Annotated in this window: 23 protein-coding genes; 2 read left to right on the top strand and 21 right to left on the bottom strand. The window is 55.5% G+C overall.

Going from position 1 to position 26,073, the window contains the following annotated elements; all coding sequences use genetic code 11:
• Window positions 1–61 precede the first annotated feature (61 nt).
• The 5 genes from rpoZ to MKX42_RS20170 are packed head-to-tail and all read right to left on the bottom strand — an operon-like array spanning window position 62 to window position 4,022.
• On the bottom strand, window positions 62–262 hold the full coding sequence (rpoZ, locus tag MKX42_RS20150; RefSeq protein WP_036694519.1) for a DNA-directed RNA polymerase subunit omega: 201 nt from the start codon (window positions 260–262) through the stop codon (window positions 62–64).
• A gap of 55 nt (window positions 263–317) precedes the next feature.
• On the bottom strand, window positions 318–887 hold the full coding sequence (gene gmk / locus MKX42_RS20155) for a guanylate kinase (protein ID WP_340754058.1): 570 nt from the start codon (window positions 885–887) through the stop codon (window positions 318–320).
• 18 nt (window positions 888–905) lie between these two features.
• On the bottom strand, window positions 906–1,166 hold the full coding sequence (remA, locus tag MKX42_RS20160) for an extracellular matrix/biofilm regulator RemA (protein ID WP_006209218.1): 261 nt from the start codon (window positions 1,164–1,166) through the stop codon (window positions 906–908).
• A 52-nt stretch (window positions 1,167–1,218) separates the two neighbouring features.
• Entirely contained in the window at window positions 1,219–2,109 is an 891-nt protein-coding gene (locus MKX42_RS20165) for a YicC/YloC family endoribonuclease (protein WP_340754059.1), read from the bottom strand.
• Window positions 2,110–2,147: 38 nt separating this feature from the next.
• Entirely contained in the window at window positions 2,148–4,022 is a 1,875-nt protein-coding gene (locus MKX42_RS20170) for a bifunctional homocysteine S-methyltransferase/methylenetetrahydrofolate reductase (RefSeq protein ID WP_340754060.1), read from the bottom strand.
• 166 nt (window positions 4,023–4,188) lie between these two features.
• Here MKX42_RS20170 and MKX42_RS20175 point away from each other — a divergent pair, with 166 nt between their 5' ends.
• Window positions 4,189–4,446: a hypothetical protein gene (locus MKX42_RS20175; protein WP_340754061.1), complete on the top strand. Its 258-nt coding sequence runs from the start codon at window positions 4,189–4,191 to the stop codon at window positions 4,444–4,446.
• On the opposite strand, the gene MKX42_RS20180 is transcribed toward MKX42_RS20175, so the two are convergent.
• The 5 genes from MKX42_RS20180 to MKX42_RS20200 all read right to left on the bottom strand — a co-directional run bounded on the left by MKX42_RS20180 (window position 4,419) and on the right by MKX42_RS20200 (window position 12,349).
• Window positions 4,419–5,519: a GerAB/ArcD/ProY family transporter gene (locus MKX42_RS20180; protein WP_340754062.1), complete on the bottom strand. Its 1,101-nt coding sequence runs from the start codon at window positions 5,517–5,519 to the stop codon at window positions 4,419–4,421. The genes MKX42_RS20175 and MKX42_RS20180 overlap by 28 nt on opposite strands.
• 38 nt (window positions 5,520–5,557) lie before the next feature.
• The gene (locus MKX42_RS20185; RefSeq protein WP_340757747.1) at window positions 5,558–6,757 is read right to left on the bottom strand and encodes a Ger(x)C family spore germination protein; all 1,200 of its coding nucleotides are present in this window, start codon (window positions 6,755–6,757) and stop codon (window positions 5,558–5,560) included.
• Window positions 6,750–8,417 carry a spore germination protein gene (locus MKX42_RS20190; protein ID WP_340754063.1) on the bottom strand — a complete coding sequence of 556 codons (1,668 nt, stop codon included), beginning with the start codon at window positions 8,415–8,417 and terminating at the stop codon, window positions 6,750–6,752. Before MKX42_RS20190 ends, MKX42_RS20185 begins: the two co-directional genes overlap by 8 nt.
• Before the next feature lie 168 nt (window positions 8,418–8,585).
• Window positions 8,586–9,422, bottom strand: a complete 837-nt coding sequence (gene dapF / locus MKX42_RS20195; protein WP_340754064.1) for a diaminopimelate epimerase — start codon at window positions 9,420–9,422, stop codon at window positions 8,586–8,588.
• A 116-nt stretch (window positions 9,423–9,538) separates the two neighbouring features.
• Window positions 9,539–12,349 (bottom strand): calcium-translocating P-type ATPase, SERCA-type, encoded by a 2,811-nt coding sequence (locus MKX42_RS20200; RefSeq protein WP_340754065.1) that lies wholly within the window; start codon window positions 12,347–12,349, stop codon window positions 9,539–9,541.
• Window positions 12,350–12,540: 191 nt separating this feature from the next.
• Here MKX42_RS20200 and MKX42_RS20205 point away from each other — a divergent pair, with 191 nt between their 5' ends.
• Window positions 12,541–14,427 carry an Rqc2 family fibronectin-binding protein gene (locus MKX42_RS20205; protein WP_340754066.1) on the top strand — a complete coding sequence of 629 codons (1,887 nt, stop codon included), beginning with the start codon at window positions 12,541–12,543 and terminating at the stop codon, window positions 14,425–14,427.
• 376 nt (window positions 14,428–14,803) lie between these two features.
• Here the strand turns inward: MKX42_RS20205 and MKX42_RS20210 are convergent, their stop codons facing one another.
• The 11 genes from MKX42_RS20210 to MKX42_RS20260 form a co-directional block, all read right to left on the bottom strand.
• Entirely contained in the window at window positions 14,804–15,715 is a 912-nt protein-coding gene (locus tag MKX42_RS20210; protein ID WP_340754067.1) for a PHP domain-containing protein, read from the bottom strand.
• A gap of 68 nt (window positions 15,716–15,783) precedes the next feature.
• The gene (locus tag MKX42_RS20215; RefSeq protein WP_340754068.1) at window positions 15,784–16,683 is read right to left on the bottom strand and encodes a selenium metabolism-associated LysR family transcriptional regulator; all 900 of its coding nucleotides are present in this window, start codon (window positions 16,681–16,683) and stop codon (window positions 15,784–15,786) included.
• 85 nt (window positions 16,684–16,768) lie between these two features.
• Complete coding sequence (locus tag MKX42_RS20220; RefSeq protein WP_340754069.1) at window positions 16,769–17,206, bottom strand: hypothetical protein; 438 nt, start codon at window positions 17,204–17,206, stop codon at window positions 16,769–16,771.
• Between the two features lie 118 nt (window positions 17,207–17,324).
• The gene (locus MKX42_RS20225; RefSeq protein WP_340754070.1) at window positions 17,325–18,293 is read right to left on the bottom strand and encodes a GGDEF domain-containing protein; all 969 of its coding nucleotides are present in this window, start codon (window positions 18,291–18,293) and stop codon (window positions 17,325–17,327) included.
• Window positions 18,274–19,182: an EAL domain-containing protein gene (locus MKX42_RS20230; protein ID WP_340754071.1), complete on the bottom strand. Its 909-nt coding sequence runs from the start codon at window positions 19,180–19,182 to the stop codon at window positions 18,274–18,276. The genes MKX42_RS20225 and MKX42_RS20230 overlap by 20 nt, the downstream gene beginning before the upstream one ends.
• A 126-nt stretch (window positions 19,183–19,308) precedes the next feature.
• On the bottom strand, window positions 19,309–20,559 hold the full coding sequence (locus tag MKX42_RS20235) for an MFS transporter (protein ID WP_340754072.1): 1,251 nt from the start codon (window positions 20,557–20,559) through the stop codon (window positions 19,309–19,311).
• A 159-nt stretch (window positions 20,560–20,718) separates the two neighbouring features.
• The gene (locus tag MKX42_RS20240; protein WP_340754073.1) at window positions 20,719–21,198 is read right to left on the bottom strand and encodes a MarR family transcriptional regulator; all 480 of its coding nucleotides are present in this window, start codon (window positions 21,196–21,198) and stop codon (window positions 20,719–20,721) included.
• A gap of 166 nt (window positions 21,199–21,364) precedes the next feature.
• Window positions 21,365–21,628, bottom strand: a complete 264-nt coding sequence (locus MKX42_RS20245) for a YlbG family protein (RefSeq protein WP_036694997.1) — start codon at window positions 21,626–21,628, stop codon at window positions 21,365–21,367.
• 42 nt (window positions 21,629–21,670) lie between these two features.
• Entirely contained in the window at window positions 21,671–22,108 is a 438-nt protein-coding gene (locus tag MKX42_RS20250; RefSeq protein ID WP_340754074.1) for a YlbF family regulator, read from the bottom strand.
• Between the two features lie 46 nt (window positions 22,109–22,154).
• Window positions 22,155–24,272, bottom strand: a complete 2,118-nt coding sequence (locus MKX42_RS20255) for a helicase-associated domain-containing protein (RefSeq protein ID WP_340754075.1) — start codon at window positions 24,270–24,272, stop codon at window positions 22,155–22,157.
• A complete protein-coding gene (locus MKX42_RS20260; RefSeq protein WP_340754076.1) occupies window positions 24,272–25,984 on the bottom strand; it encodes a DNA repair helicase XPB in 1,713 nt (570 codons plus the stop codon). The genes MKX42_RS20255 and MKX42_RS20260 overlap by 1 nt, the downstream gene beginning before the upstream one ends.
• Between the last annotated feature and the right edge of the window lie 89 nt (window positions 25,985–26,073).

The raw sequence follows: 26,073 nt of genomic DNA on the forward strand, positions 1-26,073 counted from the left end.
TGGACAAGTGCGGATAGATCATACACCCATGCCTCTCCAGGCTTAGGCTGTGAATCTGTTTCTATTCCTCGCCGCGCGTTACTATAATGCGGTCTTCATAGATTTCTTCAAGGGCAACACCGACATACTTATGCGATTTAGGCGCAACGATATCGGTCTTGCCGCCTTCACGGAGTGCTCTGGCCCGGCGGGCTGAAGCCACAACCAGGGAATACTTACTGTCGACCTTAGTCACCAGTTCGTCAATGGATGGATATAGCATGTAAGGCACCTCTTCATCTTTTACTGTGGATAATGAACCAATCCTGTAGAACCGATCATCTAACCTTACAATGTTCGGCGATAATAATGCTTTCTATTCGCTTGCAAGCCAAATCAATCTCATCGTTCACCACAGCATAATCATAATGCCGGATCAGACCAATCTCATCCTCGGCCACAGACATCCGGTGACTAATCACATCAGGATGCTCTGTGCCCCGGCCGCGGATGCGGTCCTTCAGCTCGTCCATGGACGGGGGAAGAAGGAACACAAAGATGCCTTCGGGGAATTTCTCCTTGACCTTGAGCGCTCCCTGAACCTCGATCTCCAGAATAATATCTCTTCCGCTCTCCAGGGTTTTCTCTACAAAGTCACGCGGAGTACCGTAATAATTGCCTACGTACTCCGCATATTCCAGCAGCATGTCGCCTTCAATCATATCGTCGAACTGCTCTCTGGATTTGAAAAAATAATTGACTCCGTTCTCTTCACCCGCACGCGGTAAGCGTGTGGTGGCAGAAACAGAATAGACGAGTTCAGGCATCTTCGGCCGCAGCGCTGTGCATACCGTACCTTTGCCGACACCGGAAGGGCCGGATAGTATAATCAGCAATCCTTTTGACATAGTACACTCCATTTGTTGTTATTCGTCGTTATCGTCGTCTTTGCTGGATAGGCGGTGAGCTACCGTCTCAGGCTGTACAGCCGAGAGAATCACATGGTCACTGTCAGTAATAATGACAGCCCGCGTCCGCCTTCCGTAGGTGGCATCGATCAGCATATGCCTGTCTCTGGCCTCCTGGATAATTCTCTTAATCGGTGCCGATTCCGGGCTGACAATGGAAATAATGCGGTTCGCTGACACGATATTCCCAAAGCCGATGTTGATTAATTTGATTGCCATGTTCCGGTTGTTCCCCCCATAAGTAACATCATAGCTTGCTCACTGGTTCCTGTCATTCCAGGTTCGCCGCCTGCTCCCGAATCTTCTCGAGTTCCGCCTTCATATCAAGCGTCAGATTCACAACCGCCAGATGACTGCACTTCGACCCTATTGTGTTGGTCTCCCTGTTCATCTCCTGGATGAGAAAATCAAGCTTGCGTCCGGCAGGCTCGCTGCCCAGCAGCAAGGCCCGGCACTGGCCGAAATGGCTGTGAAGCCGGGTCAGCTCCTCATCTATATTGCAGCGGTCGGCGAAAATAGCCATCTCCATGCCGAATTTATGCTCATCCCAGGGGAAGCTCCCGTCATTCAGCAGGTTAAGCCGTTGCCGCAGCTTCTCGCGCTGCTCCTCCACAACCAGAGGCGCATACCTGCTGATTCCGGCATGCAGCTCTTCCAGTCGGTCAAGTCTGCGCATCAGATCAGCCGCTAAATAGGAGCCTTCCCGTCCGCGCATCTCCAGCAGAGCCTCCAGACTAAGCTGGAGACCCTGCTCCAGAAGATCTGCAAGTTCTCCGGAGGAGTCAGCAGCAGCCGTCTCTTCCTTCGGTTCCATCACACCGGGCATAGCAAGGATATCCCGCAGGGACAACTCTCCCTTGAAGCCATACTCCCGGACCAGTACCTCCGCTGCATCAAGATAGGAGCTCACCCTGCGGCGGTCCAGCACATGCGTGTCAGCAGCCCCATCGGTGAGTTCTCTATTAATAATAACATCTACCCGTCCCCGTCTGATATGAGCCTGAACCATTCTGCGCAGCCTATCCTCATACCCCGTCCATTCCCTGGGCAACCGCAGTACAACTTCGCAGTACCGGTTATTCACCGATTTGACCTCGAACGTTATCTTGTGTCCGCCGGATTGCAGGGCTGACTGACCGTATCCGGTCATACTATATGACAACGGAATCACATCCATTACACTATTGTAATTGATTATTACTAGCGAAACAAGGGGGATAACTTACGTCCTTGCTTCTCCCAAATATACTCCAGCAGCTGTACGCTCATATCATAGAACATAAACGGCGTAATCAGATAGATTCCGTTAAAATGTGCAATGGCCGCATCCAGCAGCTCCTTGGCGATCAGAACCCCTTCGGCCCGGCCCGCTTCGCCTTCGAGTCCGGCCATCCGGCTGCGGACCTCGGCGGAGAGCTGAATGCCGGGAACCTCATTATGCAGATATTCGGCATTGCGTCCGCTGGCCAGCGGCATAATGCCGATGAAGATCGGAATATCCAGGTGCTCGGTAGCCTTGGCAATCCGGGCAATCAATTCAGGGTCATACACGGGCTGGGTCATAATATAATCCGCACCCGACGCAATCTTCTTCTCCAGACGCTCGACCGCTTTGTCCAGATGCTTAACATTGGGATTGAACGCTGCGCCGATGACGAACTTCGCGTTCTGCTTGAGCGGCTTGCCTGAGAAAGCCACGCCGTCATTGAGCTGCTTAATCATACGTATAATTTCAAAGGAAGTCAGGTCATAGATCGAGCTTGATCCTGGTAGATCCCCGAACCGGGCAGGATCTCCGGTCACGGCCAGCACATGGTCAATCCCCAGCGCGTCGAAGCCCATCAGATGCGACTGGGTACCAATTAAGTTGCGGTCGCGGCAGGCAATATGCACCAGCGGCCGCAGGCCTGTGCGGGCCTGCACCAGATGCCCCAGCGCCATATTGCTCATCCGGGTTACAGCAAGCGAATTATCGGCCAGCGTCAGCGCATCGGCTCCGGCCCGGCGCAGCGCCTCTGCCCCCTTCATGAACTTCGCGATGTCCAGATCGCGCGGAGGATCGAGTTCTACGATAACAGTGTGGCGTTCCTTGACCAGATCCACAAGCGTCGGTTCGCCGCCTCCCTGCCCCTCGTCATCCGCCAGATGCTCCTGCACCGCAATTCTCTCAGGCGCACTGAAGGCAGCGGGCTCAGGCAGCGGTTCCACCACATAGCCCTTCAGGGCAGCGGAGATTTCAGCGATATGCTTAGGGGTTGTGCCGCAGCAGCCCCCGATAATCCGGCTGCCCATATCCGCGAACACCGGTGCCATCTGGCCGAAATACTCCGGCGAGGCCCCATAGCGGTACTGACCGTCTACATAATCGGCCACGCCCGCATTCGGATAGATCGACACCGGCAGCGCCAGCTTGCCCTGTAGCGTACCCAGCGCACGCTTGATCCCGTTCGGTCCTGTGTTGCAATTGAAGCCGATCACATCCGCTCCGTCCTGCTGCAGAATATGGAAGGCTTCCGGCAAGGTTAACCCGTCCAGCGTCCGCGCCGAATCGTCCACGGCCAGCTGGCAGATTACAGGCAGCGTGCTAAGCTTGCGCACCGCCTTCAGTGCCAGATGAAGCTCCTCGACATCATAGAAGGTCTCCAGCATGATTCCGTCCGGCGCTTCCTCCAGAAGTGCAGCAATCTGCTGCGAGAAGAATTTCTTCAGCTCGGAGGAGGACAGATTCGCCCGTTTGCCGGCGCGGATCGAGCCGATGGCTCCGACCACATAACCGTTCTCGCCGGCAGCCCGGCGGGCAATGCGGACCCCCGCACGGTTGATATTCGCCACCTTGGCCTCCAGTCCGAACTTCGACAGCTTGTCGTAGTTCGCGGAGTAAGTATTACTCTCCAGCAATACAGCACCTGCATTAATATAGCTGCGGTGCACATCCTCAATGACCTCCGGTGAGGTCAGATTCAATTCTTCGTAGGAGATGCCGACAGGGAAACCCTTTTGATACAAAAAAGTTCCCATCGCTCCGTCTCCGACCAACACGCCATTCTCCCATGCAGAGCGCAAATCCGGCTTCACCGCAAGAACCTCCCCTTGACTGACATTAGTTTCATACTAATGTAACATAAATCGGGATGGATGATAAGCTTTAGCAGGCAAAAGAGGCGGCCGACCGTTATTCTTGTATGCCAGTCCGGCAATTGAATCATACTACGCTTAATCTAGCCGGAAGGAGACTGCATAAATGAAGAAAAAAACAAGAAAACTGCTGCTGCGCAAATATACCGTAATTCTCCTGCTGTCGGCGCTCTCGCTGCTGTACCTGTACCTGCTGGACTTGATGCTCGGCTACGGAGCGGAGAATATCCGCTATATTCTGAATTATCTGCTCTATACTACCTCGGAGAAGCTGACTGCCGCTGTGCTGGTGCTGCTTCTGATTGTGCCGGATTCCATTTATTGGGTGAGCGGCCGTCAGCCTGGCCGGGGGGCAGAAAAATGATCCCGGACCGCGGTTACAATGACCAGCAGCACTGGAATGACTATCATTAAATAAGGATATACCCTGTACAGCAGGGTCCCGCCTTCATCGAGATGTTCAATGAAGCTGCGTGCATCCAGCATGGAGGTGAAGAGGATGATCAGTCCGCAGGGATAGAGCATTCTCCGGTACGGCAGCTTGAACAGGTCCGAGATTCCGATAAGCGCGGCAGCAAAGAAAACGGCCATTTTGAAAAATACCCCGATGATCAGCACCATAACCACGAAAATATCCACCCGCTGGATGATATCCGAAACGGAGATCTTGCTGATTGTCGGCATCAGCGGGAGCGGTGAACGCCCAACAATGTCAGCCCCCAGAACCGAAACATTCAGCGCCATCGTGAAGCTGAGCAGCAGCGCGGAGAACACCATGGCGGCGGCGATGATCCACGGTCCTTTTTTGACACTGGATAAATACGGCATCAGCATAGTGAAGCACACCATCTCCCCGAACGGAAACATATAATTCTGATGAATCACCGAGCTAAGCACGGGCTGAAAGCCATTCTCCAGTACAGGCAACAGTCTGTGCAGATTGATCGTACCGGAGAGTATCAGCATCACTGTCCCGAACAGGCCGATCCCCAGAACGACAAACGCAAATACCATGGACGTTCTGCTCAGCACCTCCACCCCCTTATGCAGCACATAAGCTCCCGAGAGCAGCATCAGGGCGCTTAAGATAAACAGCGGAGTATGATGCATGGTCGACATTGCGAGCATGGTGCTGCCATCGCGCAAATCCCGGGCGGCCAGGTTTATGTAGAGAATAATATAGAGCAGGCCTACCGGTGCCCCGATATATTTTCCGAGAATTTGCCGTGTATAGGCTGTAAAAGGCTGGTCCGGGTGCTTACGGTACAGATAGGCGTATCCCGTGAACATAATCAGCCCCGCCGCGCAGCCGATCAGGATCGAGAGCCAGGCATCCCGGCCTGCCTCCATTCCCAGATTAACCACCAGCGCCGTGCCCAGCTCGAACAGCACCGTCAGGCTGAAGAATTCGCCCAGTCCGATTTTGACCTTACCCATTTCGTGGACCTCCTCACCCGGTTACCCTACCGGCAGACTTATTGAATCTGAAAAGAGTTGCTGCGCATATCCGTATGCCGGATGACCACATCCGCATCGAACCGGATCTCACAGTCTGCGAATACGTCCTCCCATTGGTCCCTGACTTTCTTCCAGCCGCGCGGGTCCTTCCGCTGCAATGCCCGTCCAAAGCCGAGATAATCGCTGCCCAATTCTTTGGCGGTACTTATAGCTGCTTGGATATGCTTAACGCTTTCTTTTATAAGCCGTTCTGACAGCTCTTCCAGCACTTTAGGGGAGGTAAGATCGAGCGGATTCGGAGCTTCCTTGAGCGCAGCCTGCTGCGTGATCTTGACCGTAAAGACAGGATGCTCCGGGTCAGACGTATTGACCGCAAGCGACACCTGGGACTGATAGATGTTGAAGGAGAGATAACCGCCCTTCTGCTGCTTGAGCAGAACCGGGAACTCTTTGATCCGATTATGCAAAAGAACAGTGCCTAGTGCAGCGTCACCCGTAAGCCAGCCCTTCAGCTTGTCATCCTTGAACGCCGCAAGGGAGGAGACTCTCAGGATCGACCCGGGTTCGATATTCTTCAGGCTGTCATTGCTGCCCGATGCCGGAGTCCACTCTCCTCTGGTGTATACCCCGTTGATCACCGGACCGCCTCCTCTGATCTGAATCCCCCGGATCACATCGTCCACGGCCATACGGAAGTTATAGCCGAACTGCTTGGAGGTCGTCTCCAGCTTCTCCACCAGATCATTGGCCGGGATTTTGCTGAATACAGTCATTGTGGACATGATTTCACGCGCAGGCTGTCCCTTGGAGATGAAGATCAGGCTGTTCAGCCGGGTATCGCTCTCCCGCTCCAGCACATCCAAAAGACCCTTGATGCCTTCGCGGGCGAACGCCTCCGAGATCACGAGCACCCGCACATGGCCCAGGGAGAGGAAACGTGCTGTCTGGCGGGAAGCGTCTGCCAGCGCCTCGAACATCGTGCGGCCTGCTCCTGTGTAGAGAGCAACTGGTGATATGCCTCTGCTCTTCTCTCCGGAGATTTCCTCCGCTACTATCACCTGAAAGGACAACTTGTACCGCTCAGCCTCAGAGTCGCCTTTGTCGATCGCTACCCCCGACACAATCGCCCGCCGGTTTAGTTCAACACTGTCCCAACATCCGGTAAGCAGCAGCATTGGAAGGACGAACAGCAGCACCAGGCAGAAAATTCTATTCATCACGGCTGTCCTCCTCAGCCCTGCTATTCTTGCGGATTAACGGGGGGAGCTGCTCCTCATGACCGGTCGTTAGCAGCATGTAGTGCGGCATTTCCCCGCGCATCTCCGCCGGCGGCATATCCGGCCCGATCAGCCAGAGCGGCATTCTGAACAGCGTGTCCTTTTGCCCTTTAATGGAGAGCGGCACGAAGGGGAAGAGATAAGGAACACCGAAGGATCTCAGGCTGCTCATATGTGCCACCAGCAGGATCAGGCCCAGAGTAATTCCATAGAAGCCGAATATACTGGCCATGATCAGAAAAGCAAACCGGATAATTCTCCCGGCAATCGCCAGGTTGTACGCCGGAAGGGCAAAGCTGGCAATTCCGGTCAACGCCACTACGATGACCATGATGGGCGTAATTATTCCGGCCTCTACCACTGCCGTGCCCAGGATAAGTGCACCGACCACAGAGACCGTCTGCCCGATGGCGCGCGGCATGCGCACCCCGGCTTCACGCAGAATCTCAAATGCCGTCTCCATCAAGAGCAGCTCCACAAAGGCCGGGAAGGGTACATTCTCCCGCTGGGAGAGCAAATTGATCAGCAGCGTCGTCGGAATCATCTCATAATGATAAGTGGTCAGCGCGAGATAGACCGAAGGACCCAGAATCAGAACGAGGAAGCTCAAGTAACGGACCAGCCGCATCAATATGGAAATGTCGAACCGCTGGGAATAATCCTCGGCAGATTGAAAAAACTGCGTAAACACCGCCGGAAGAATCAGCACAAACGGCGTGCCGTCCACAATAATAACCACCCGGCCTTCGAGCAGATTGCCTGCAGCCACATCCGGCCGTTCTGAGTTGTAGATCGTCGGAAATGGGGTGAATGTCTTGTCCTGAATTAATTCCTCAATGTACCCGGATTCCAGAATCTCATTGATGACAATCTTGTTCAGCCGGTCTCTGGCTTCGCGGATCAGATCCTCCCCCGCAATCCCTTCCATATACATCAGCGCCACATGGGTATGGGTCTCGGAGCCGATCTTCATGACTTCCAGGCGCAGCTTGGCAGATTTAATTCTGCGGCGGATCAGCGAGATGTTCGTGGCCACCGACTCGACGAACCCGTCCTTCGGCCCCCGGACCACGAGCTGGGAGGAAGGCTCACTGACCGCCCGCTGCTCCCCGCCCCTGGTCCCGCACAGAATTGCTGCCCGGCAGCCCTCCAGCAGAATTGCAGTGTCCCCAGACAGAATAGCGAGCATAATTCCCTTCCAATCCTCCTGGAGCTCCGCGTCACCTATCTCCATAGCACGGCTAAGGATCCGCTGCGGGAGCGCAGCATCCTCCCGCGGACTGTCAGCACCTCCAGCCGAGCCGTCAGGGAACAGCTCCTCTGTATGATTCAGCAGCGAGCCGAGCACGAATTCATTCACAGCCGCAGGGTCCGACAGTCCGCTCAGATGAACAGCGGCCGCTTCCAAGCGGCGTTCTCCCCCGATCTGGATTCTGCGGATCAGGAGATCCGGACTGCCGCCAAGCTCCGTCTGAATGTGGAGCAGACTTTGGGCGACCGTATCCGCGAGGCCCAAGGCAACACCGCCCTGCGGCTGTCCCGGTCCCGGTGCTGTATCTGCTCCCGCATTTTTCGACTTTCGGTTTGCCCCAGACTTCATCTCCGCTCCTCCTCCCTGATTTCATACAGGATTCTATTATTCGCGGATATGTCTGCCATTATTCGGCTTTCCTTTCGTACTCCAGCTCCATACCGGCTCTGAATTACATAAAAAAACCCCTGCATTAGGTATGCAGGGGTTTGCAAATAGTTATATGGGAATCAAAAATCAGATATCCACCGAGCCGGTGTATACCACCTGGGCAGGGCCGGTCATATACACATGATTATCGTCCTCGTTCCATTCGATGAACAAGTCGCCGCCCTTCAGGCTGATAATCGCCGAGCGGTCCGTCACTCCGTTCAGCACGGAGGAGACCAGCGTCGCGCAGGCACCTGTGCCGCAGGCCAGGGTAGGACCGGCACCGCGTTCCCAGACGCGCATGTCTACATGGCTGCGGTTAACGACGGTGGCGAATTCCACGTTTACTTTACGCGGGAAGAGCGGATGAACCTCAAGCTTCGGCCCCCACGTAGTGAGATCGAACGACACCGCATCGTCCACATAAATGACCGCATGTGGATTGCCCATAGAAACTGCGGTGAACCGGAACGCTGTGCCGTCCGCTTCAATCGGCTGGTCCAGCACAGGCTCCGCGTCGATCGCTACAGGAATCTGCGGTCCGGACAGGACCGGCTCGCCCATATCGACCGTTACACTCTCCACGATCCCGTCCTTAACCTTCAGGGAGACCTTCTGTTCTCCGGCGCCAATCGTCTCAATGACAATCTGCTCCGATTCCACCAGACCATGCTCATATACATATTTGGATACACAGCGGATCGCATTGCCGCATTGCTCAGCCTCGGAGCCATCGGAGTTCATGATACGCATCATGTAGTCGCCGCGCTGCGAAGGGAGAATGTACACCAGTCCGTCTGCGCCGATGCCGAAGAACCGGTTGCACAGCATAACGGCCAGCTCCGGGGCATTGCCCGGCAGCTCATCCTCGCCGAATACGATAATAAAATCATTGCCCAAACCGTGCATTTTAGTAAATTCCATTGTCAGGTCCACTCCTAATAAGTAAGATCAGCTATTTCCACATTCCTGATTCATCATAAACCAAGCTTCTCAGTGAAACCAGCATACCTTATAGGAGTCGGGTGACGCTATTGATTTTATGCTGAAAACTTTGTACTTTTTATCATCTGGCGTCCGCCGCTGCGGCTGCGATTCTTCTTGCCGCCCCAGACGCTGCCCGCTCCCATCAGGAAGGTCGGGATTCCGGCCATCACCAGCACCAGGCACCATTCACGGAAGCTGAGCGGAACAGTCTTGAACACCGGCTGAAGCACGGGCAGATACATAACAGCCAGCATTAAGAGTACAGAGGACAGGACCGCCAGGACCAGATATCTGTTCTGGAACGGATTCCGGTAGAAGACCGAGCGCGAGCTGCGGCAGTCGAACACATGAATGAGCTGGGCCATCACAAGGGTAGCAAAAGCAACCGACTGCGCGCGGATTAACTGCTGCGCACTGCCTGGATCAATCCGCAGCGTGAGCCAGAAAGCGGCCAGCGTACAGAGGCCGATCAGCAGCCCGCGGCTGACAATCTTCCAGCCTAACCGCCGGGCAAAGATGTTTTCTTTCGCACCGCGCGGCTTGTGCTCCATCAGATCCTTCTCCGGCTGGTCTACGCCCAACGCCATTGCAGGCAAGCCGTCTGTAACCAGATTAACCCACAGAATCTGGATCGGCACCAGCGGCAGCGGCAACCCAAGCATCATGGCGAAGAACATGGTCAGAATCTCGCCGACATTCGAGGCCAGCAGATACCGGATGAACTTGCGGATATTCTCGTAGATATTCCGCCCCTCTTCAATGGCAGCCACGATGGTCGAGAAGTTATCGTCTCCAAGGACCAGGGCCGAAGCCTCCTTCGTCACATCCGTGCCGGTGATTCCCATCGAGATCCCGATATCTGCGGCCTTAATTGCAGGCGCATCGTTTACTCCATCGCCGGTCATCGCTACGACATGGCCGTGGCGCTGCAGCGACTTGACGATCCGCAGCTTATGCTCCGGAGATACCCTGGCATAGACGAAGACATTATCGGAGACCTTATCCAGTGCATCATCGTCCATCCGGCTAAGCTGGCTGCCGGTCAGGACCGTACCGCCGCGCTGCAGAATGCCGAGTTGATGGGCAATAGCCTCTGCCGTTGTCCCATGGTCGCCAGTAATCATGACTGTCTTGATGCCTGCCCGGCGGGTCACGCTGATTGCATCGCGTACTTCCTTGCGCGGCGGATCGATCATCCCGGCCAGACCCACGAAGACAAGCTGGCTCTCCGCTTCCTTCTCGCTGCCGGCCGTTTCACCGCTCCGCAGATCGCGGTAAGCCATCCCGAGCACACGCAGCGCGCCGGAAGCCATCTGTTCATTAGCATCCAGCACCTTCTGGCGCAAGGTCGGCGTGCAGGGCACGACTCCGCCCTCCCACAGCATATACGTGCAGCAATTCAAGAGCACATCGGGTGCGCCTTTGGTGCAGATCATCCGGCCGCCGGGGTGATTCACAACCACCGACATCAGCTTGCGTTCGGAATCGAACGGAAACTCCGTCTCCCGGGTAAAGGTTACGGCAAGTGCCTGGGCAGTTAGTCCCATTTTGGCAGACAAAGCGACCAGTGCACCTTCCGTAGGATCGCCCTTCAGTTCCCAGACCGGCTGGGCGTTAGCCGCCTTATCCGCTTCTGCGCCTTTGCCTTTCTTTTTGCTGCGCGTATCGGGGAAGCTCTCATAAATCTCTGCGTTGCTGCATAATGCACCCACCTGAAGCATGCGCCGGAGACTCTGGTCATTCTTCAGATCAACGGGCCGGCCCTTCTGGAGCACACTGCCTACCGGGGCATAGCCTTCCCCTGATACCTCAAGGGTCCGTCCGGCGTTCCAGAGCTGGGTGACGGTCATTTTGTTCTGCGTCAGAGTTCCTGTCTTATCCGAGCAAATCACGGAGGCGCAGCCGAGCGTCTCTACCGAAGGCAGCTTGCGGACAATCGCCTTGCGCTTGATCATCCGCTGGACACCCAGTGCGAGCGCAATCGTCACAATGGCCGGAAGTCCTTCGGGAATAGCTGCCACCGCCAGACTCACCCCGGCCAGGAACATCGCCGTTGCCGGCTGACCATGCATAATTCCTGCCAGGACCACAACAATGGTCAGTCCCAGTGAGACGTAGATCAGAATCTTGCCGAGCTGCTCCAGGCGGTGCTGCAGTGGAGTCTCCTGGGATTCGGTATTCTGGATCAGGTCGGCAATCTTGCCCATCTCGGTAGCCATACCGGTGCGGATGACCACGGCCCGGCCGGTTCCCCGGGTCACCATCGTACCCATGAAGCCGATATTCTTCTGATCGCCCAGCGGGATGTCTTCGGCATAGATCGCCGAGGCATGCTTGGAGACCGGCAGCGACTCCCCTGTCAGCGCCGACTCTTCGGCATAGATGCTGCTGCACTGCAGCCAGCGGACATCTGCAGGTATCCGGTCCCCGCTCTCCAGAAGAACTATATCTCCGGGGACCAGCATTCTGGCGGGTAGCACCTCCTGCTTCCCGCCGCGCATCACTTTGGCCGTAGGCGCAGAGAGCTGCTTCAGTGCTCTTAACGAACGCTCGGCGCGGAACTCCTGCACGAATCCGAGTACCCCATTAAGCAGAATAATTGCGATAATCGTAATGGCGTCTAAATATTCGCCGAGCAGGCCGGATACCAGGGTCGCCCCCATCAGCACCAGTACCATGAAATCCTTGAACTGATTGAGCAGCAGCGTAAAAGGTGATACCCTCTTGCCCTCAGACAGCTCATTGTACCCGCTCTCTTTGCGTCTTGCGGCGGCGTCCTCGGCGCTTAGCCCCGTTCCCGGCTGAACGCCGAACATCTCCTGCAGCTCCTCTGCACCGAGCCGGTGCCAGCTTTTTTGTTCCATAACTAATCTTTCCCCTCCCGGTCGTTTCTTGACTTCCGGCGGCGCACAGCTTTTCCACCTGTTCATGTCCAAGTGTATTCATGGTCGTCCCAAAATATCACCGCATCTAGTTTTCTCCTTTTGCGCGAACCGGTAAAAGTGTGGCATCATAGAGGGAGTACTTCATTATCAGGCGACAGGAGAACTTTATCATGGCATTAGACGGCATTGTTACCCAAGCGATCGTGCATGAGCTTCAGCCCTTCATCGGTGCACGCATCGGCAAAATATATCAACCCAGCACACATGACCTCATCTTCACCCTGCGCGGTGCGGGCGGCGGCGGCAAGCTGCTGCTGTCGGCAAACCCGACCTACCCCCGGCTGCACCTGACCGAGAGAAGCAGCATCAACCCGGCGGAAGCACCGATGTTCTGCATGCTGATGCGCAAGCATTGTGAAGGCGGCACCATCGAGAGCATTACCCAGGTGGGACTTGAGCGGATTATTCATATCACCGTCAGAACCCGGGATGAGCTGGGAGATGTCTCCGCTAAAAAAATCATCATCGAGCTGATGGGACGCCACAGCAACATCATTCTGACCGAGCTGGCCACGGGGACGATTATCGACGGCATTCATCATGTCACACCTTCGATCAGCAGCTACCGGGTCGTTATGCCGGGTGCGGCTTATACCCAGCCGCCGCAGCAGCATAAGCTGAATCCCCTGCAGATCAGCCAGTCCGATTTCCTGACCCTGCTGGCCTCAGCAGAGGAAGCGGCCCGCTACGCCGCCGAGCATCCGCAGGAGCCGGAGGAGGATATGATCGAGGGCGAGATCGCAGCATTGCTGGCCTCGCTTGAGGCCCCGCAGGCTGACGGCTCCGGCGGCCCTGCCCCTTCAGCCGATCCGGCCGGCTGGCTGGTCCACGCCTTCAGCGGCCTGAGTCCGCTGATCGCCGGGGAGATCCTCCACCGGTACAAGGAGATAGGCGGAGAAGCTGAGGATTTCAGCAGCGTGATGGATATGCCCGAACAGCTCTGGAACGCCTTCCAATCCGTCATGGAGCCGGTCAGCAAGCAGGAATTCGCTCCGGTCACTGGCTGGAACGCCAAGAGCAAGCCGGTCTTCTCGGCCATTCCGCTGAAGCTGATGAGCGGGAATGTGAAGCATTACAGCTCCATAAGCCTGTGCCTGGAGGATTATTATGGGGACAAGGCGGAGAAGGACACCGTTAAGCAGCGGGTCAGCGACCTGATCCGCTTCCTCAGCAACGAGCGCAGCAAGAACATCAAGAAGCTGGCCAACCTGCAAAAGGATCTGAACGAAGCCGAGGATGCAGACCAGTTCCGCATCTGGGGCGAGCTGCTGTTCGCTTCCCTGCACACCGTGAACAAAGGCGACAAGCAAGCAAAACTAGTAAACTACTATGATGAGAATCAGGCAGAGATTACCGTTCCGCTTGATCCGCTGCTAAGCCCTACGGACAATGCGCAGCGGTATTTCAAGAAATATAACAAGTACAAGAACAGCCTGCGGGTAATCGGCGAGCAGGTCCAGAAGACACACGAAGAGATCGCCTATATGGAACTTCTGCTCCAGCAATTGGCCCATGCCTCACTGAATGACATCGAGGAGATCCGTGATGAGCTGGTCGGCCAAGGCTACTTACGCGACCGCAGCAAGAAAGGCAAGAAGAAAAAGAAGGCTGCCAGACCCACGCTGCAGGTATTCACTTCCTCTGAAGGGGTGGACATCTATGTCGGCAAAAACAATCTGCAGAACGAATATGTCACCAACCGGCTCGCTTCACCGAACGATACCTGGCTGCATACCAAGGATATTCCCGGCTCGCACGTGGTCATCCGCAGTGAGGAGTTCGGCGATGCCACCCTGGAGGAAGCCGCCCAGCTCGCCGCCTACTTCAGCCAGGCCAAGCAATCCAGCAGCGTGCCGGTGGACTGCACCCTGATCCGTTACGTACGCAAACCAAGCGGAGCCAAGCCGGGCTTCGTCATCTACGATCATCAGCGCACACTGTTCGTCACGCCGGATGAAGAGCGGATCAAGCAGCTGCCGAATGTGCTGCGGAGTTAGGGCTCCAGTTAAATGTGCAACCACATTGGGCTCGCGCAAAGGTAATTTGCACATTGTATGCAGAAAACCGAACAGCAATGGGTTCGCTCAAGGCGCATGGGCCAAATGTGTGCGGAAAACAGCATACATCAGGCTCGCTCAAGGCGCATGGGCCAATTGTATGCGGAAAACAGCATACAATGGGTTCGCTCAAGGCGCGTGGGCCAATTGTATGCGTAGCAGGTGGTTTCCTCTTACTGATCATGCGCTTTACTAACATTAAGGATTGCTCCTACCAAAAAACCTCCGTCCTGTAGCGCCTGCGCTAAGGGTCGGAGGTTTTTTGGTCTTGTGTCTTGTGTCTTGTGTCTTGTGTCTTATTTCTTGTGTCCTGCGGTCAGCCTCTAGCAGCCTTAAGCTGCTCCAGCACAGCGGCAGGCACACTTACACTGCCGATATCCCCGTGGAAAACAACACCCTGCCGTGCACCATGGAAATCGGAGCCGCCGGTTACCCGGAGGCCAAATTCCGCAGCCAGCACAAGGTAGCGCTCATGCTCTGCCGGTCCATGGTCGGAATGATATACTTCGATGCCGTCCAGATCACATTGCTCCACGATACTGCGCACCAGAGCGTCATCCCCGTAGATTCCCGGATGCGCAAGCACCGCTGCACCGCCTGCTTCACGAATCCACTCGCAGGCTGTCCCCGGTGTAATGCGCGGAGGCGAGACAAAAGCCGCCGCCCCTTCGCCCAGATACTTGTCGAAGGCATCCCGCATATCCACGGCTGCACCCAGCCGCACCAGCTCATCCGCGATGTGCGGCCGGCCGATGCTCTCATCAGGCTTCAGCTCCCGGCCCAGCCCTGCTACTACCTGCTCCAGGGTGATCGCAATGCCCAGTCCGCGCAGCTTCTCCAGAATTGCTTCATTCCGCCCAAGCCGGGTTCCCCGTTGCTCCTCCAGGCGGGACAACAGCAGTTCCTGCTCTATGTCAATATAGTAACCGAGGACATGGATCTCCTTGCCGCCCTGCCGTGTGCTGATCTCAACACCGGGAACCACAGTAATCCCGTACTGCTTGCCTGCTTCCAGCGCTTCAGCTACACCGCTGACTGTATCATGGTCAGTAATGGCTACCGCTGCCAATCCGGCCTCATAGCCAAGCCGTACATTCTCAGCAGGCGGCTGCATGCCGTCTGAGGCCTGGGTATGGGTGTGAAGGTCGCATCTGCCGGCTGGTTCAGCAAGACCCGCTGTAACTAGCTCTGCCTCAGATTTACCGTTATAACTTTTGTTTTCTGTCATGGAATGCCTCCGTTCTTTCAATTAAGTTCATGCGCTTTCCTATACATATACGCAGTTGTTCCTATCTGTTACTGTCCGCCGGCATGCTGGCGCAGGAAGCTCAGGAAGGTTACCGCCGAGATCGGCAGCAAGGTCGATTTCAGATGAATGGCATAGAATTGCCGCTTGAAAGAGGCATCCGTCAGGTTGACAATTTTCAGCAGGCCGAGCGCCACTTCATGCTTGACCGAGGAGGTCGAGATGATCGTAATCCCCAGCCCCGCCTCTACCGCCGACTTCACCGCCCCGGTACTGCCCAGCTCCATCACAATCTGCATCGCCGCAGGATCAAGTCCGTTAGCCTCAAACTGCTCCTCCATCACCCGCCGTGTGCCCGAGCCGCGCTCACGCAGCACGAACGGATAGGCGAGTGCCTGCGCCAGCGTCACTTCCGACTGACCCGCCAGCGGATGCTCATGGGGCACGATCAGCTTCAGCTCATCGCCCATTACCGGTTCAATTACCATGTCCGGATGGGAGACCGGTGCTTCAATCAGCCCGAAATTGAGCTGATGCTTATGAATCTCATCCATAATCTGTGAAGTGTTCATCACCTTCATCATAATCGAGATATTCGGATATTCCTTGCCGAAGGGCCCCAGCAGGCGGGGAAGCACATATTCGCCGATGGTCAGGCTGGCTCCGAGCATCAAGCGGCCCTCCAGCATTTGGGTGAAGGCTGACATCGCCTGATCCGTCTCCCGCATCAGCTGCATGCTGCGCACCGCGAACGGCATCAGTGTCAGGCCAGCCTCGGTGAGTATGATTTTTTTGGTGGAGCGGTCGAACAGCTTGGTTCCGAAATAGTCCTCCAGCGCCTGAATCTGCATCGTCACCGCAGGCTGGGTCATATGCAGAGTCTGTGCCGCCGCCGAGAAGCTTCCCCGTTCAGACACGGTATAGAAAATATGAAGCTGATGAAAATTCATACGTTACTGGCTCCTTCGCTAATTACAGTTGTAGAGCAAAAAGGCACGCAGCCCTAAGCCGCATGCCTCCCTCGTTCAAAGTACCTTACTTGCGCCTGCGGCGTTTCTTGGACAGCTTCATGCGCCGGGAATGTCGCAGCCAGGAATAGTATCGCTTGAGATCCCGGAGCTGCGGAGTCACCGATATTTTGCCCAGAAAAGATACGATTACCATGACATACAGCGGCTCTCCGGAGAGGGCCGTGACGCCCTCAAGCTGCCTGAAATCAACCACGATCACCGTATCATTATCGATCAGATAGGCATTATAATCACTGTTCGAGTAAGGCCTCAGCCGGTTCTGCTTCAGGGCCTGCCAGATCCAGGCGGTCACCTCCACATTTCCGCTGTCCTCAGCAGCTACCCAGTCCGCATAACGGCTCTTGGCATGCCGGGTCAGCACGATGTCGGCAATCCCGTAGTTATTCAGCATGATATGGAAGGGTTCGTGCACCCCCCACCAGTCCATCCCCTTGCCCTGCATAGTCATCACACTCCACGTAAAAAGGGTCTTGGCATGCTCTTATTGTTGTCAATCTTACCGCATTGACGACCGTTGTTCAAGCATACCGCCATCCCCGGGAGAGTTACATGGCGAAACCTCAGCTGCCCGTCCGGTGCATACTGATATCGCTGTCATCGACATAGCTGCTGCCTCTGATCATTTTGCAGCTTTTTTTGAAGCGGGCCGCCTCTACAGACAGCTCCTCAATGGAAGCAAACCGGCGGCTGCGGTTCGTAACCACGGCAATCGAGATCGAGACCAGCGGGATCTCCTCCAGTTGTCCCGAACGGCTCTCGGTCAGCACATATTTCTGGGCCAGATGTCCGGCATGATAGAAATCCTTAACCGCCGTATCGAACGCCGCGATGATGCTTCTGCAGCATTCCTCGTAGTGATAATCGCTGATAAAAATAATAAAATCATCCCCGCCGATGTGCCCCAGGAATCCGTTCATCCGCAGCGCCTCATGCTTCAGCAGCTCCGCAGTGGACTGAATCATACGGTCGCCTTCCTTGAAACCGTAGGTGTCGTTGTACGCCTTGAAATGGTCAAGATCGATGTAGAGTACACTGAATTCATCCTGCAGCAGCGTCTTCACCATCCACTCAGTAATGCTGATATTCCCCGGGAGCCCTGTTAACGGATTCAGGAAGCTGGCGGCCACCGCCTGAATCTCCGCGAAGTTAAGCAGCAGATCCCGTACGCTAACCGCTCCGAACAGGGCCTTCTCATGAGTCACGATCACATAGTCGTACAGATTCTCTTCCTGCCTCGACATCGCCTGCCTGCTTACCTCAATAATCGGCGTGTTATAGTCTACCACCAGCGGATTTTTGTCCATCACCAGTTCCACAGGTCTGCCCATATAGAGCGTATACCCGTACAGCGTACCTATTTTCTGATAAAAGCTGATCCTCATAATTAATCCGGCAGTCCGCCCGTTTTCCGTTACGGCTACGCCTTGGAGCTGGGGATTGCTTTTGAAAATCTGGTCCACAAACCCGCATTTGTGATGAATCGAAATGTCCGGGATTTGTTCAGCGATTTCACCGATCTGCAGAAACATGCTTACACCCTCCCTTGACTGGATACTGGAGCACCGGAGACGAAAGCGCTCCACGCTCAGGCCGATGAGCCGGTCTTCCGAGCGCGTAGCCCTGACCATATTCCACACCCGCCATCTGTAAAAAATGCAGCTCGGGCGCAGTCTCAATCCCCTCGGCGATCACCCGGGTAGAGGCACGGTCAGCATATTCCCGGACCAGTCCCAGCAGTTCCTGCTGCTCCCGGCTGGTATGGATTCCCCTGATCAGGGACTTGTCCAGCTTGATGAATTCCGGCTTCAGATAGACCAGCGTCTTGAGACTGTTGTAGCCGGAGCCGGCATCATCCACTGCAATGCGGAAGCCCTGCTCCCGGTAATGGGACAGCACCTTTTCAAACCGGACATAATCCAGCACCGCCTGACGCTCTGTCAGCTCGAAGACGATCCGCTCCGGCGCGAGCCCCAGCTCCTTCAGATAGGCCAGGGTCTCTCCGCTCTTGTGGCGGGGGTCATACAGCACACCGGGCTGCGCATTCACGAACAGCAGCTTCCCGTTCCCGGCCTCTGCCTCCGGCAGCCGCTCCATGTACCGGGATAGCGACATTCTCCGGCAATACTGCTCAAAGCGGAACATCTGATCCGTCCGCCCCGCAAAATCATAAAAATGCTCCGTGCTCGGAAACTGCGGCGAAGCGGGCGGCCGGTTCAGCGCCTCATGTCCCAGTGTCTCCCCGGTCCGCAAATGCAGAATGGGCTGAAAATACGTATCCAGCAATTCATGCTCCATAATATCAAGTAGCACAGCTAATCTGCCCAGCTCCTGAACCTCATCCCTGAATCTCCCGCTCATATACCTAAGATATTGCGGCAGGGCCGCAAGCTTGCGGGACAGGGTCCCTGTCTTATTCATCTAATCCCCCGTATACTTGTCTTCGTGAATTCAATAACTTCTCTTCAGCATAGATTGGAATTATTAAGCAGGGATAAACTTCGGGACGGGGCATTGCCTTCTGCGCATTTTTTTGTCATTAACGACTTATTTCGACAATACTCCCGCCCGGTTAATCGTATAGAGCACAGGGATCGCCGCTCCAATGAGGATCACCCCCATGAATGCCGGTGCAGCCGGTCCCAGTAACACGTAGAGCTGTCCTCCAACCAGAGGCCCAATCATTCTCGCCAGTGCCTGAATCGATTGACTGCCCCCTTGAACCCGTCCCTGCTCGCCCGCAGCGGCAGATTTGGACAGCATTCCGTTGAACGAAGGCCCGAAGACCGAATCGCCGAAGCCGAAGATAAACATCCCTGCGATAAAAAGAGGATAAAAGGCGAGCAAGGCCGACAACGCAAACAGGACGTAGCCAACAATTTCCGAGACCATTCCAAGGAGGGCTATTTGCCTGTCAGTGTATCTTTTCAAAAGCTTCGGCATAATGAATCCTTGGGACAGGATATCCTGCAAGCCCATGATGGAGAACATCACTCCAATGATAACCGGCTTCCAGCTGAAATTATCCAGCGTGAACTGTGAAAAAATAGCCTGGAATGATCCATTCGGTATCCACAGCAGGAACGCGGAGACAAACAGCCTGTTAAGGTTCTTCATGGACAGCAGGTTCGCAAGCTGCGAGAAGGGATTCAGCCTGACTAAGGGGATTACCTTCAGTCTCTTACTTTTCTCAAGACTCTCCGGCATGAACAGGAAGCCATAACCCACATTCAGTAGTGTTACGGCTGCGCCAGCATACATGGGCACCGAATACCCGAACTTTGCCAGCAGCCCGCCCATAGACGGACCGATAATAGTTCCCGCCCCTACCACCGCGCTCACCCAGCCGAAGTACTTGGTCCGTTGCTCCGGCGGAAGAATGTCTGCAAAATAAGCGAAGATTGTACCGATGCTCCCGCCTGTGATCCCTTCAATGATCCGCCCGGCGAACAGCACCCATAAAGCCCCTCCAAGGCCAAATATGAAGTAACCGGCAGCAGAACCCAGCAAGCATAGCAGAAGCAGCGGACGTCGTCCGTATTTATCACTCAGCGCACCCAGCACAGGCGCCGCGCAGAACAGGCAGGCCGCATACGCTGAAGTCAGCAGGGTAACCATCACCGCTTGTTTTCCGGGATCGCTAATGTAAGGCTGGACAAGAAACGGAACCACAGGAGCTATGATGCTGAAGCCTATTCCGCATAAAAATACTGAGATTAGACCGAATATAAGCGCGTGTTTATCTACTTTTGGTTCTGAAGATTGATCTTGATGGTGAGCAGGTCTGAATGTGGACATGTATCTTCTCTCCTTAGAGTTTATTATTTGTTTCCTAAGAAACAATATCATCCTAACACACTTTTGATTCCGAGGAAACAAAATATCAAGCATAAAAAAACACCCTGCCGGGTGAAGGTAGCTCTGCCTGAACTATTATGCCTAAAGTATATAGGGGAATCAATCTTCTTCCGTGCCGTCCTCCAGCTCCTGCTTCTTAATCTCTTCATCCAAGTGCCTATTGTACTTCTCCATGAAGCTGAGCATACCGGCATACTGGCTGTCGGTCACCTGCTCAAACACAGGTCTGTCCCGCTCCCGGAACTCACGGTGCAATTCGTCATGGATCTGATATACAGCCATCCCTTGAACAGTAAGTCTGAAATAGATTTCCTTCTGATTGTCCGGTTTCTGGTAGCTCTCGATAAGCCCCTTGTGCAGGAGCTTCCGTGTAATCTTGCTGATCGCCCCCCTAGTCATGTACAAGGCCTCTGCAAGCTTGGTCACGTTCGCGTCTGCATGTGTTCCGATGTATTCAATACAGTGCACCTCGGAGGGTTTATTGCCCTTAAGACTAATCTCCATCTTCGACTTGTTCAGCCAGTTCATCTTATTGAATAATTCCCGGAAGGCGGTTAAGACCTGTTCCTCTTTGTTCATTGCTGGTCCCCCTCAAGTGGAAACGGCTTTGCCGTCCTTTAATAGGACGGTACCGTTTCGGCGAGAAATAGAAGGATAATGTATAGCGTGTAACCTATACATTATCCTTCTATTTCTAAAAAAACAGACGCCAGCGGCGTCTGTCTAAATAACCTTTATCCCTGAACTACAGACCGTAGTACTTGGACTTGTCCGGTCCGTTGCTGGTATATTCCGTCTTCAGTTCATTGCGGTACGAACGCTCAATCTTGCGCACATATGAAAGTCTGCGGACATTCTTCATGACTTCCTCGGCGCGCTCCGCATTGACGTACATTACCGCATAGTGCATTTTACGGGAAACGTAGTGCAGTGTGCCGTACTTCTCCAGGTTGCGCGCCGCCTTGACGTCGCTAACCCATACAATATAACCTGTCCGTTCCGCAAACATAAGCTCCTCCGCCTCTCTTTCTCTATCTCCTTACGGGTCAGCTTATCCGCAGGAACATTTGCCGCCGCTGCCGCATCCGCCTTTGGGGGACGGGTCGTTACCGGGAACCTTAATGCTGTCCGAGACCGAGAATGCGATCGCCTCAGACATGGAATGAAGAATATCATCCAGCGTCTTCTCAGCATTCTTGAACCGGACCACCGCTTCGAACTGCTCCAGTTCCCGCTCTACAGCCTCAACCTCATCCTTGGCCGAGTGATAGTTCGGGTGAAAATGACCAAACCGCTGTGTCTCGTCAAACAGCTCCTTCTTGCCTTGCAGCCGTTTGATCATGGCCTGGATTTCGGGATGGTTATCCACCTGTCCCTTCCAGTATAGGTAATCCGACACTTCTGCGGATTGATTAATCATATCGCCTAATTCATAGGCGTATGTCAGCACTTCGGCCATATCGACCGTATTTAATTCCGCTACGCTCATGAACTTCAACTCTTTTCTGCATTTAATGTTCTACCGCAGCGATAGACTACCTTATCATAACATATCCGCCCGCCTCAGCAGAAGAAGAATTTCTGTACCTGAGCGGATGCAGCAGCTGAATTTCCTGCCAGTCTTCCGCTGCGAGCTCTATCTCCTCTGCCGTCTCCGTCCCCGGAAGCAGCAGAATGCCCCGCACCTTCCATGGACGTCCGTTGATCCGCTCTGGAATGAAATCCGCCGCCTTGCCCCCGTAAGAGAGCCGGACCTTGATTCCCCAGCTTAGGGCCTGCTCCATTACCTTTTGCGCTGTGGTGACATGATACTGCCTCCACTGGTTGAACCACATCTGCGGCACGGCCTCCTCACCCGGCAGCTCCAGCATAGGGGGGCCGCTGCTGTCCAGCGGCAGGAGCTTCGGGGACGGTCCCGTTCCCAGCAGGCCCCGTTCCCCGGCTGCGGCAGGAAGCACGTAACGCTGCCCTGACCCGGACAATTCAAACAGCTGGGGATAGGGGGCAGGCCCGTTCAGTTCCCTTGCCCTTACGGACGGCGCCAGACCGGCGGCGGCAAGCTCCTTGCGCAGCTGCCCGGCAGCCTCCGGCCGGACGATGAAGTGGAGCGGGCCGATCCGGGTAACAATATCCTGCAGCCGGGGATGGGCGGCGATTATCTCGCTCTCCTGCTCTCCGGCGCAGGACAGCAGAAGAACCTCCGCCAGCTCAGTCCGCCCGATCGCTCTGGCCCACTGCCGGAGCGCCAGTAGGGCCTGCTCCGGCAATCCTCCGGCGGCATGGGCGTTCAGCCAGGAGATCACCTCACCCGGAGCGAAGCCCTGGTCCGCTGCCGCCTCCAGCCGCTCCCGGGTCAACCGGAAGCTCCAGAGATCCTCGTGATGTATTAGCTCCGCACACCCGGCCAAGGTCCAACGCACCGTATAAGAGACCTCCGGCGGAACCAGCACCTCAAAATCCGGCTGGACAATGAAACCGGGGGATGCAGAAGCCAGTGCTTGCGGCAGGGAACTCCGCGCGGCTTCAGCTGCTACGGGGCTCTGCGGGCTGAGGACGGTATCTTGGGCTTCGGCGGCGCTGTCTAGAATTCCTTGGCTATTGGCGGACATGGTTGGGTTGCTACTAGCTGTTTCCGGGACACTGTCTGCTTCCTCTCCCCCCTCTTGATGCTGCAGGGTTGTTCCTAGACTACATTCCGTTAGCTTCGGTTTCACTGCCTTCCAGCGGAAGCACGCCTCCCCTTCCGCTGAAAATCCCAGCTCACACCAGCCAAAGGCGGCCAGAAGGCAAATCCAGGCATGTGCTGCCTGTTTAAGCTCTGAGTCTGAATCTGAGTCAGACCCTGCCGTTTCCGGTACAAGCTGCTCCCCGGCAAGACCATTCTGTCTCATCCAGCTTAGAACAGGCGCTACTGCAAACCACTTGTCCGGCCAAAACTCCGTTACCGAAAGCAAGTGTCTGAAATGCTGCTCTTCAGGCAGCGGAGCACCATAACGGCTGATGATCAAGGTATAGAGCGTATCCGTCATCTCTTGTGCGGTAAGAGCCAACCAGCGTTGCAGCATTGGTCTGTCTACTACATACCCGCTGTTGTCGCGGGTAATCAACCCTAGTACGCTCAGCAGATCAATGATTAATGTAACCGGCAGCGGATAGCTCTGGTGACCTGCGGAGGACTCAAGCAAGGCCAGATACTCCTCAGGTATGGACAACCTTCCGGCTAACCGGCTAAGCTGCTTCTTATGTATCACTCCCTTAGATGTCAGAGGCAGACCTTCCTGGGCTATGAACAGCAGGCCTTGAAATATCTCCCCTGCCAGCTCTGAACACGCCGCATGCTTAACCTGGACTGCCCCCTCCACCTGTTCCTGCGGGCAGTCCGCCCAGAAGCTCCTCAGGATCAAGGGATACTGCTGCTGCGGAATCTGATACAGCCGCTCGCCCCATACCTTTTGCCGCAGCTCCAGCATCCCTGTGTGAAGCAGTTCCTTCAGGGCCAGCATCTGCTCGGCCCTGCACAGGAGTTCAGGCCGCAGACGCTCTACAGAATCCGCTGTACATGGCGAAGCCGCATGCTCTGCCGCTATCCGCAGCAGTACTTCACAGGCGTCCGAAGACAGTCTGCTAATATCATCTGCCGGTTCCAGTTCCATCAGAGAACAGCTCCTTCCGCCGGGTCCAGCATCCGGACCCCGTATTCGTAGCCTTGCTCAGTCAGAAACATCCGGCGGCGCAGGGCGAAGTCCTGCTCCCGGCTGTCTCCCGTGACCAGCGTGTAGAAATACGCCCGGTTATCCCCCGGCTTCGGACGAAGAATGCGCCCCAACCGCTGAGCCTCCTCCTGGCGGGAACCGAAGGCGCCGGATACCTCAATTGCCACCGAGGCATCCGGCAGATTCACGGCAAAGTTCGCTACCTTGGAGACAATCAGCACCGGCAGCTTGCCTTCATTGAACGCAGCGTAGAGCGCGTTCCGTTCCTTCTGTGGAGTCTTCCCTGTGATCAGCGGGGCCGCAAGCGCCTCTGCCAACTGCTCTAACTGGTCCAGATACTGGCCGATCACCAGTATCGCCGCTGCGGGATGCGCCGCTGCAATCTGCGCTGCAGCCTGCGCCTTGGCCTGGTTGCCCGCCGCCAGCCGGAACTGCTCCTTCGCCCCGGCATACATATACTGCTGCCGCAGCTTCTGGTTCATCGGGACGATGACCTCGATGCAATCGACAGCCGCAATCCACCCCTGCCGCTCCAGCACCTTCCAGGGCAGGTCATAACATCTCGGGCCGATCAGGGAGAATACATCCCCCTCCCGTCCGTCCTCCCGGACCAGCGTTGCTGTCAGCCCCAGCCGCCGCGTAGCCTGAATATCTGCGGTCGCCCGAAAGACAGGTGCCGGAAGCAGATGGACCTCGTCATAGATAATCAGCCCCCAGTTCCGTTCATGGAACAGATTCATGTGGACAAACGCTCCTCCCTTGGAGCGCCTGTGGGTCAGCATCTGATAGGTTGCAACGGTTACAGGCCGTACCTCCCGGTGCTCTCCCGTGTATTCCCCGACCTCATCTTCGCTCAGCGTGGTCCGCAGCAGCAGCTCCCCGCGCCACTGTTCTACAGAAGTCGTGCTCGAAGTAAGGATCAGCGTCTCACACTGCAGCTGCTCTAATACTGCAAGACCGACAACTGTCTTGCCTGCCCCGCAGGGTAGCACGACCACACCGCTGCCGCCATGTCCTCCGGTCCCCTGAAATTGGCGGACAGCCTCCCGTTGATAATCCCGTAGCCTGAATTCGGAGCTGCTCTCTTCGCCATTTCCCCCTAAAGATCCCCGCCAGGCTAACTTCAGCTTCTGCCCGTCCCGGTAACCGGCATAATCAAGAACAGGATAACCCAGCCTGGTCAACTCCTGCTTCAACAGGCCCCGGTTCATCTTCGGACAATGGCTATGCAGCTCCCCGGCCCGGCGCAGGCCCAGCTCCTTCAGTTCCTGAGAGTCATCCAGTTCATCCAGCATACTCACCCGGTCAGCGGTTAACCTAACAAGCTGTGAATCACTCTCATCCGCATGCAGGTGCAAGCTTCCGTAACGGGACATCAGCAGTTCCATCTCCCCCTCCACTTCGGAAGGAATGCCCCACCTGGACAGCCTGCGGAGTCCTTCAATGACCTCTGCCGCTGTCTGTCCCCCGGCTGCGGCGTTCCATAGGGACAACGGCGTGAGCCGGTAAGTGTGATAGGCTGGAGGACTTTTGACAAGCTCAGCAAATCCGCTCAGAACCGCCCGCGCCTCCTCAAATCCCGGATGTCCGCAGTCCAGCAGAATCGTCCGGTCATTCCGTATGATACATGGCCCCGCCCCTGCTCCGCTCATCCTGTTCCCTCCTTGTGTGTGATAGTGGTTCAAGCTGTTAATGTTACTTAATGGCTCACCAGCGCCCGCATCTCTCCCTACAACGAAAA

The organism is Paenibacillus sp. FSL R7-0204 (assembly GCF_038002225.1).
In the GTDB taxonomy this organism is placed as follows: domain Bacteria; phylum Bacillota; class Bacilli; order Paenibacillales; family Paenibacillaceae; genus Paenibacillus_AQ.

Coding starts and splice junctions, on each gene's coding strand:
- rpoZ (WP_036694519.1), bottom strand. CDS start 262: ATGCTATATCCATCCATTGACGAACTGGTGACTAAGGTCGACAGTAAG.
- gmk (WP_340754058.1), bottom strand. CDS start 887: ATGTCAAAAGGATTGCTGATTATACTATCCGGCCCTTCCGGTGTCGGC.
- remA (WP_006209218.1), bottom strand. CDS start 1,166: ATGGCAATCAAATTAATCAACATCGGCTTTGGGAATATCGTGTCAGCG.
- MKX42_RS20175 (WP_340754061.1), top strand. CDS start 4,189: ATGAAGAAAAAAACAAGAAAACTGCTGCTGCGCAAATATACCGTAATT.
- MKX42_RS20180 (WP_340754062.1), bottom strand. CDS start 5,519: ATGGGTAAGGTCAAAATCGGACTGGGCGAATTCTTCAGCCTGACGGTG.
- MKX42_RS20185 (WP_340757747.1), bottom strand. CDS start 6,757: ATGAATAGAATTTTCTGCCTGGTGCTGCTGTTCGTCCTTCCAATGCTG.
- MKX42_RS20190 (WP_340754063.1), bottom strand. CDS start 8,417: ATGAAGTCTGGGGCAAACCGAAAGTCGAAAAATGCGGGAGCAGATACA.
- dapF (WP_340754064.1), bottom strand. CDS start 9,422: ATGGAATTTACTAAAATGCACGGTTTGGGCAATGATTTTATTATCGTA.
- MKX42_RS20200 (WP_340754065.1), bottom strand. CDS start 12,349: ATGGAACAAAAAAGCTGGCACCGGCTCGGTGCAGAGGAGCTGCAGGAG.
- MKX42_RS20205 (WP_340754066.1), top strand. CDS start 12,541: ATGGCATTAGACGGCATTGTTACCCAAGCGATCGTGCATGAGCTTCAG.
- MKX42_RS20210 (WP_340754067.1), bottom strand. CDS start 15,715: ATGACAGAAAACAAAAGTTATAACGGTAAATCTGAGGCAGAGCTAGTT.
- MKX42_RS20215 (WP_340754068.1), bottom strand. CDS start 16,683: ATGAATTTTCATCAGCTTCATATTTTCTATACCGTGTCTGAACGGGGA.
- MKX42_RS20220 (WP_340754069.1), bottom strand. CDS start 17,206: ATGCAGGGCAAGGGGATGGACTGGTGGGGGGTGCACGAACCCTTCCAT.
- MKX42_RS20225 (WP_340754070.1), bottom strand. CDS start 18,293: ATGTTTCTGCAGATCGGTGAAATCGCTGAACAAATCCCGGACATTTCG.
- MKX42_RS20230 (WP_340754071.1), bottom strand. CDS start 19,182: ATGAATAAGACAGGGACCCTGTCCCGCAAGCTTGCGGCCCTGCCGCAA.
- MKX42_RS20235 (WP_340754072.1), bottom strand. CDS start 20,559: ATGTCCACATTCAGACCTGCTCACCATCAAGATCAATCTTCAGAACCA.
- MKX42_RS20240 (WP_340754073.1), bottom strand. CDS start 21,198: ATGAACAAAGAGGAACAGGTCTTAACCGCCTTCCGGGAATTATTCAAT.
- MKX42_RS20245 (WP_036694997.1), bottom strand. CDS start 21,628: ATGTTTGCGGAACGGACAGGTTATATTGTATGGGTTAGCGACGTCAAG.
- MKX42_RS20250 (WP_340754074.1), bottom strand. CDS start 22,108: ATGAGCGTAGCGGAATTAAATACGGTCGATATGGCCGAAGTGCTGACA.
- MKX42_RS20255 (WP_340754075.1), bottom strand. CDS start 24,272: ATGGAACTGGAACCGGCAGATGATATTAGCAGACTGTCTTCGGACGCC.
- MKX42_RS20260 (WP_340754076.1), bottom strand. CDS start 25,984: ATGAGCGGAGCAGGGGCGGGGCCATGTATCATACGGAATGACCGGACG.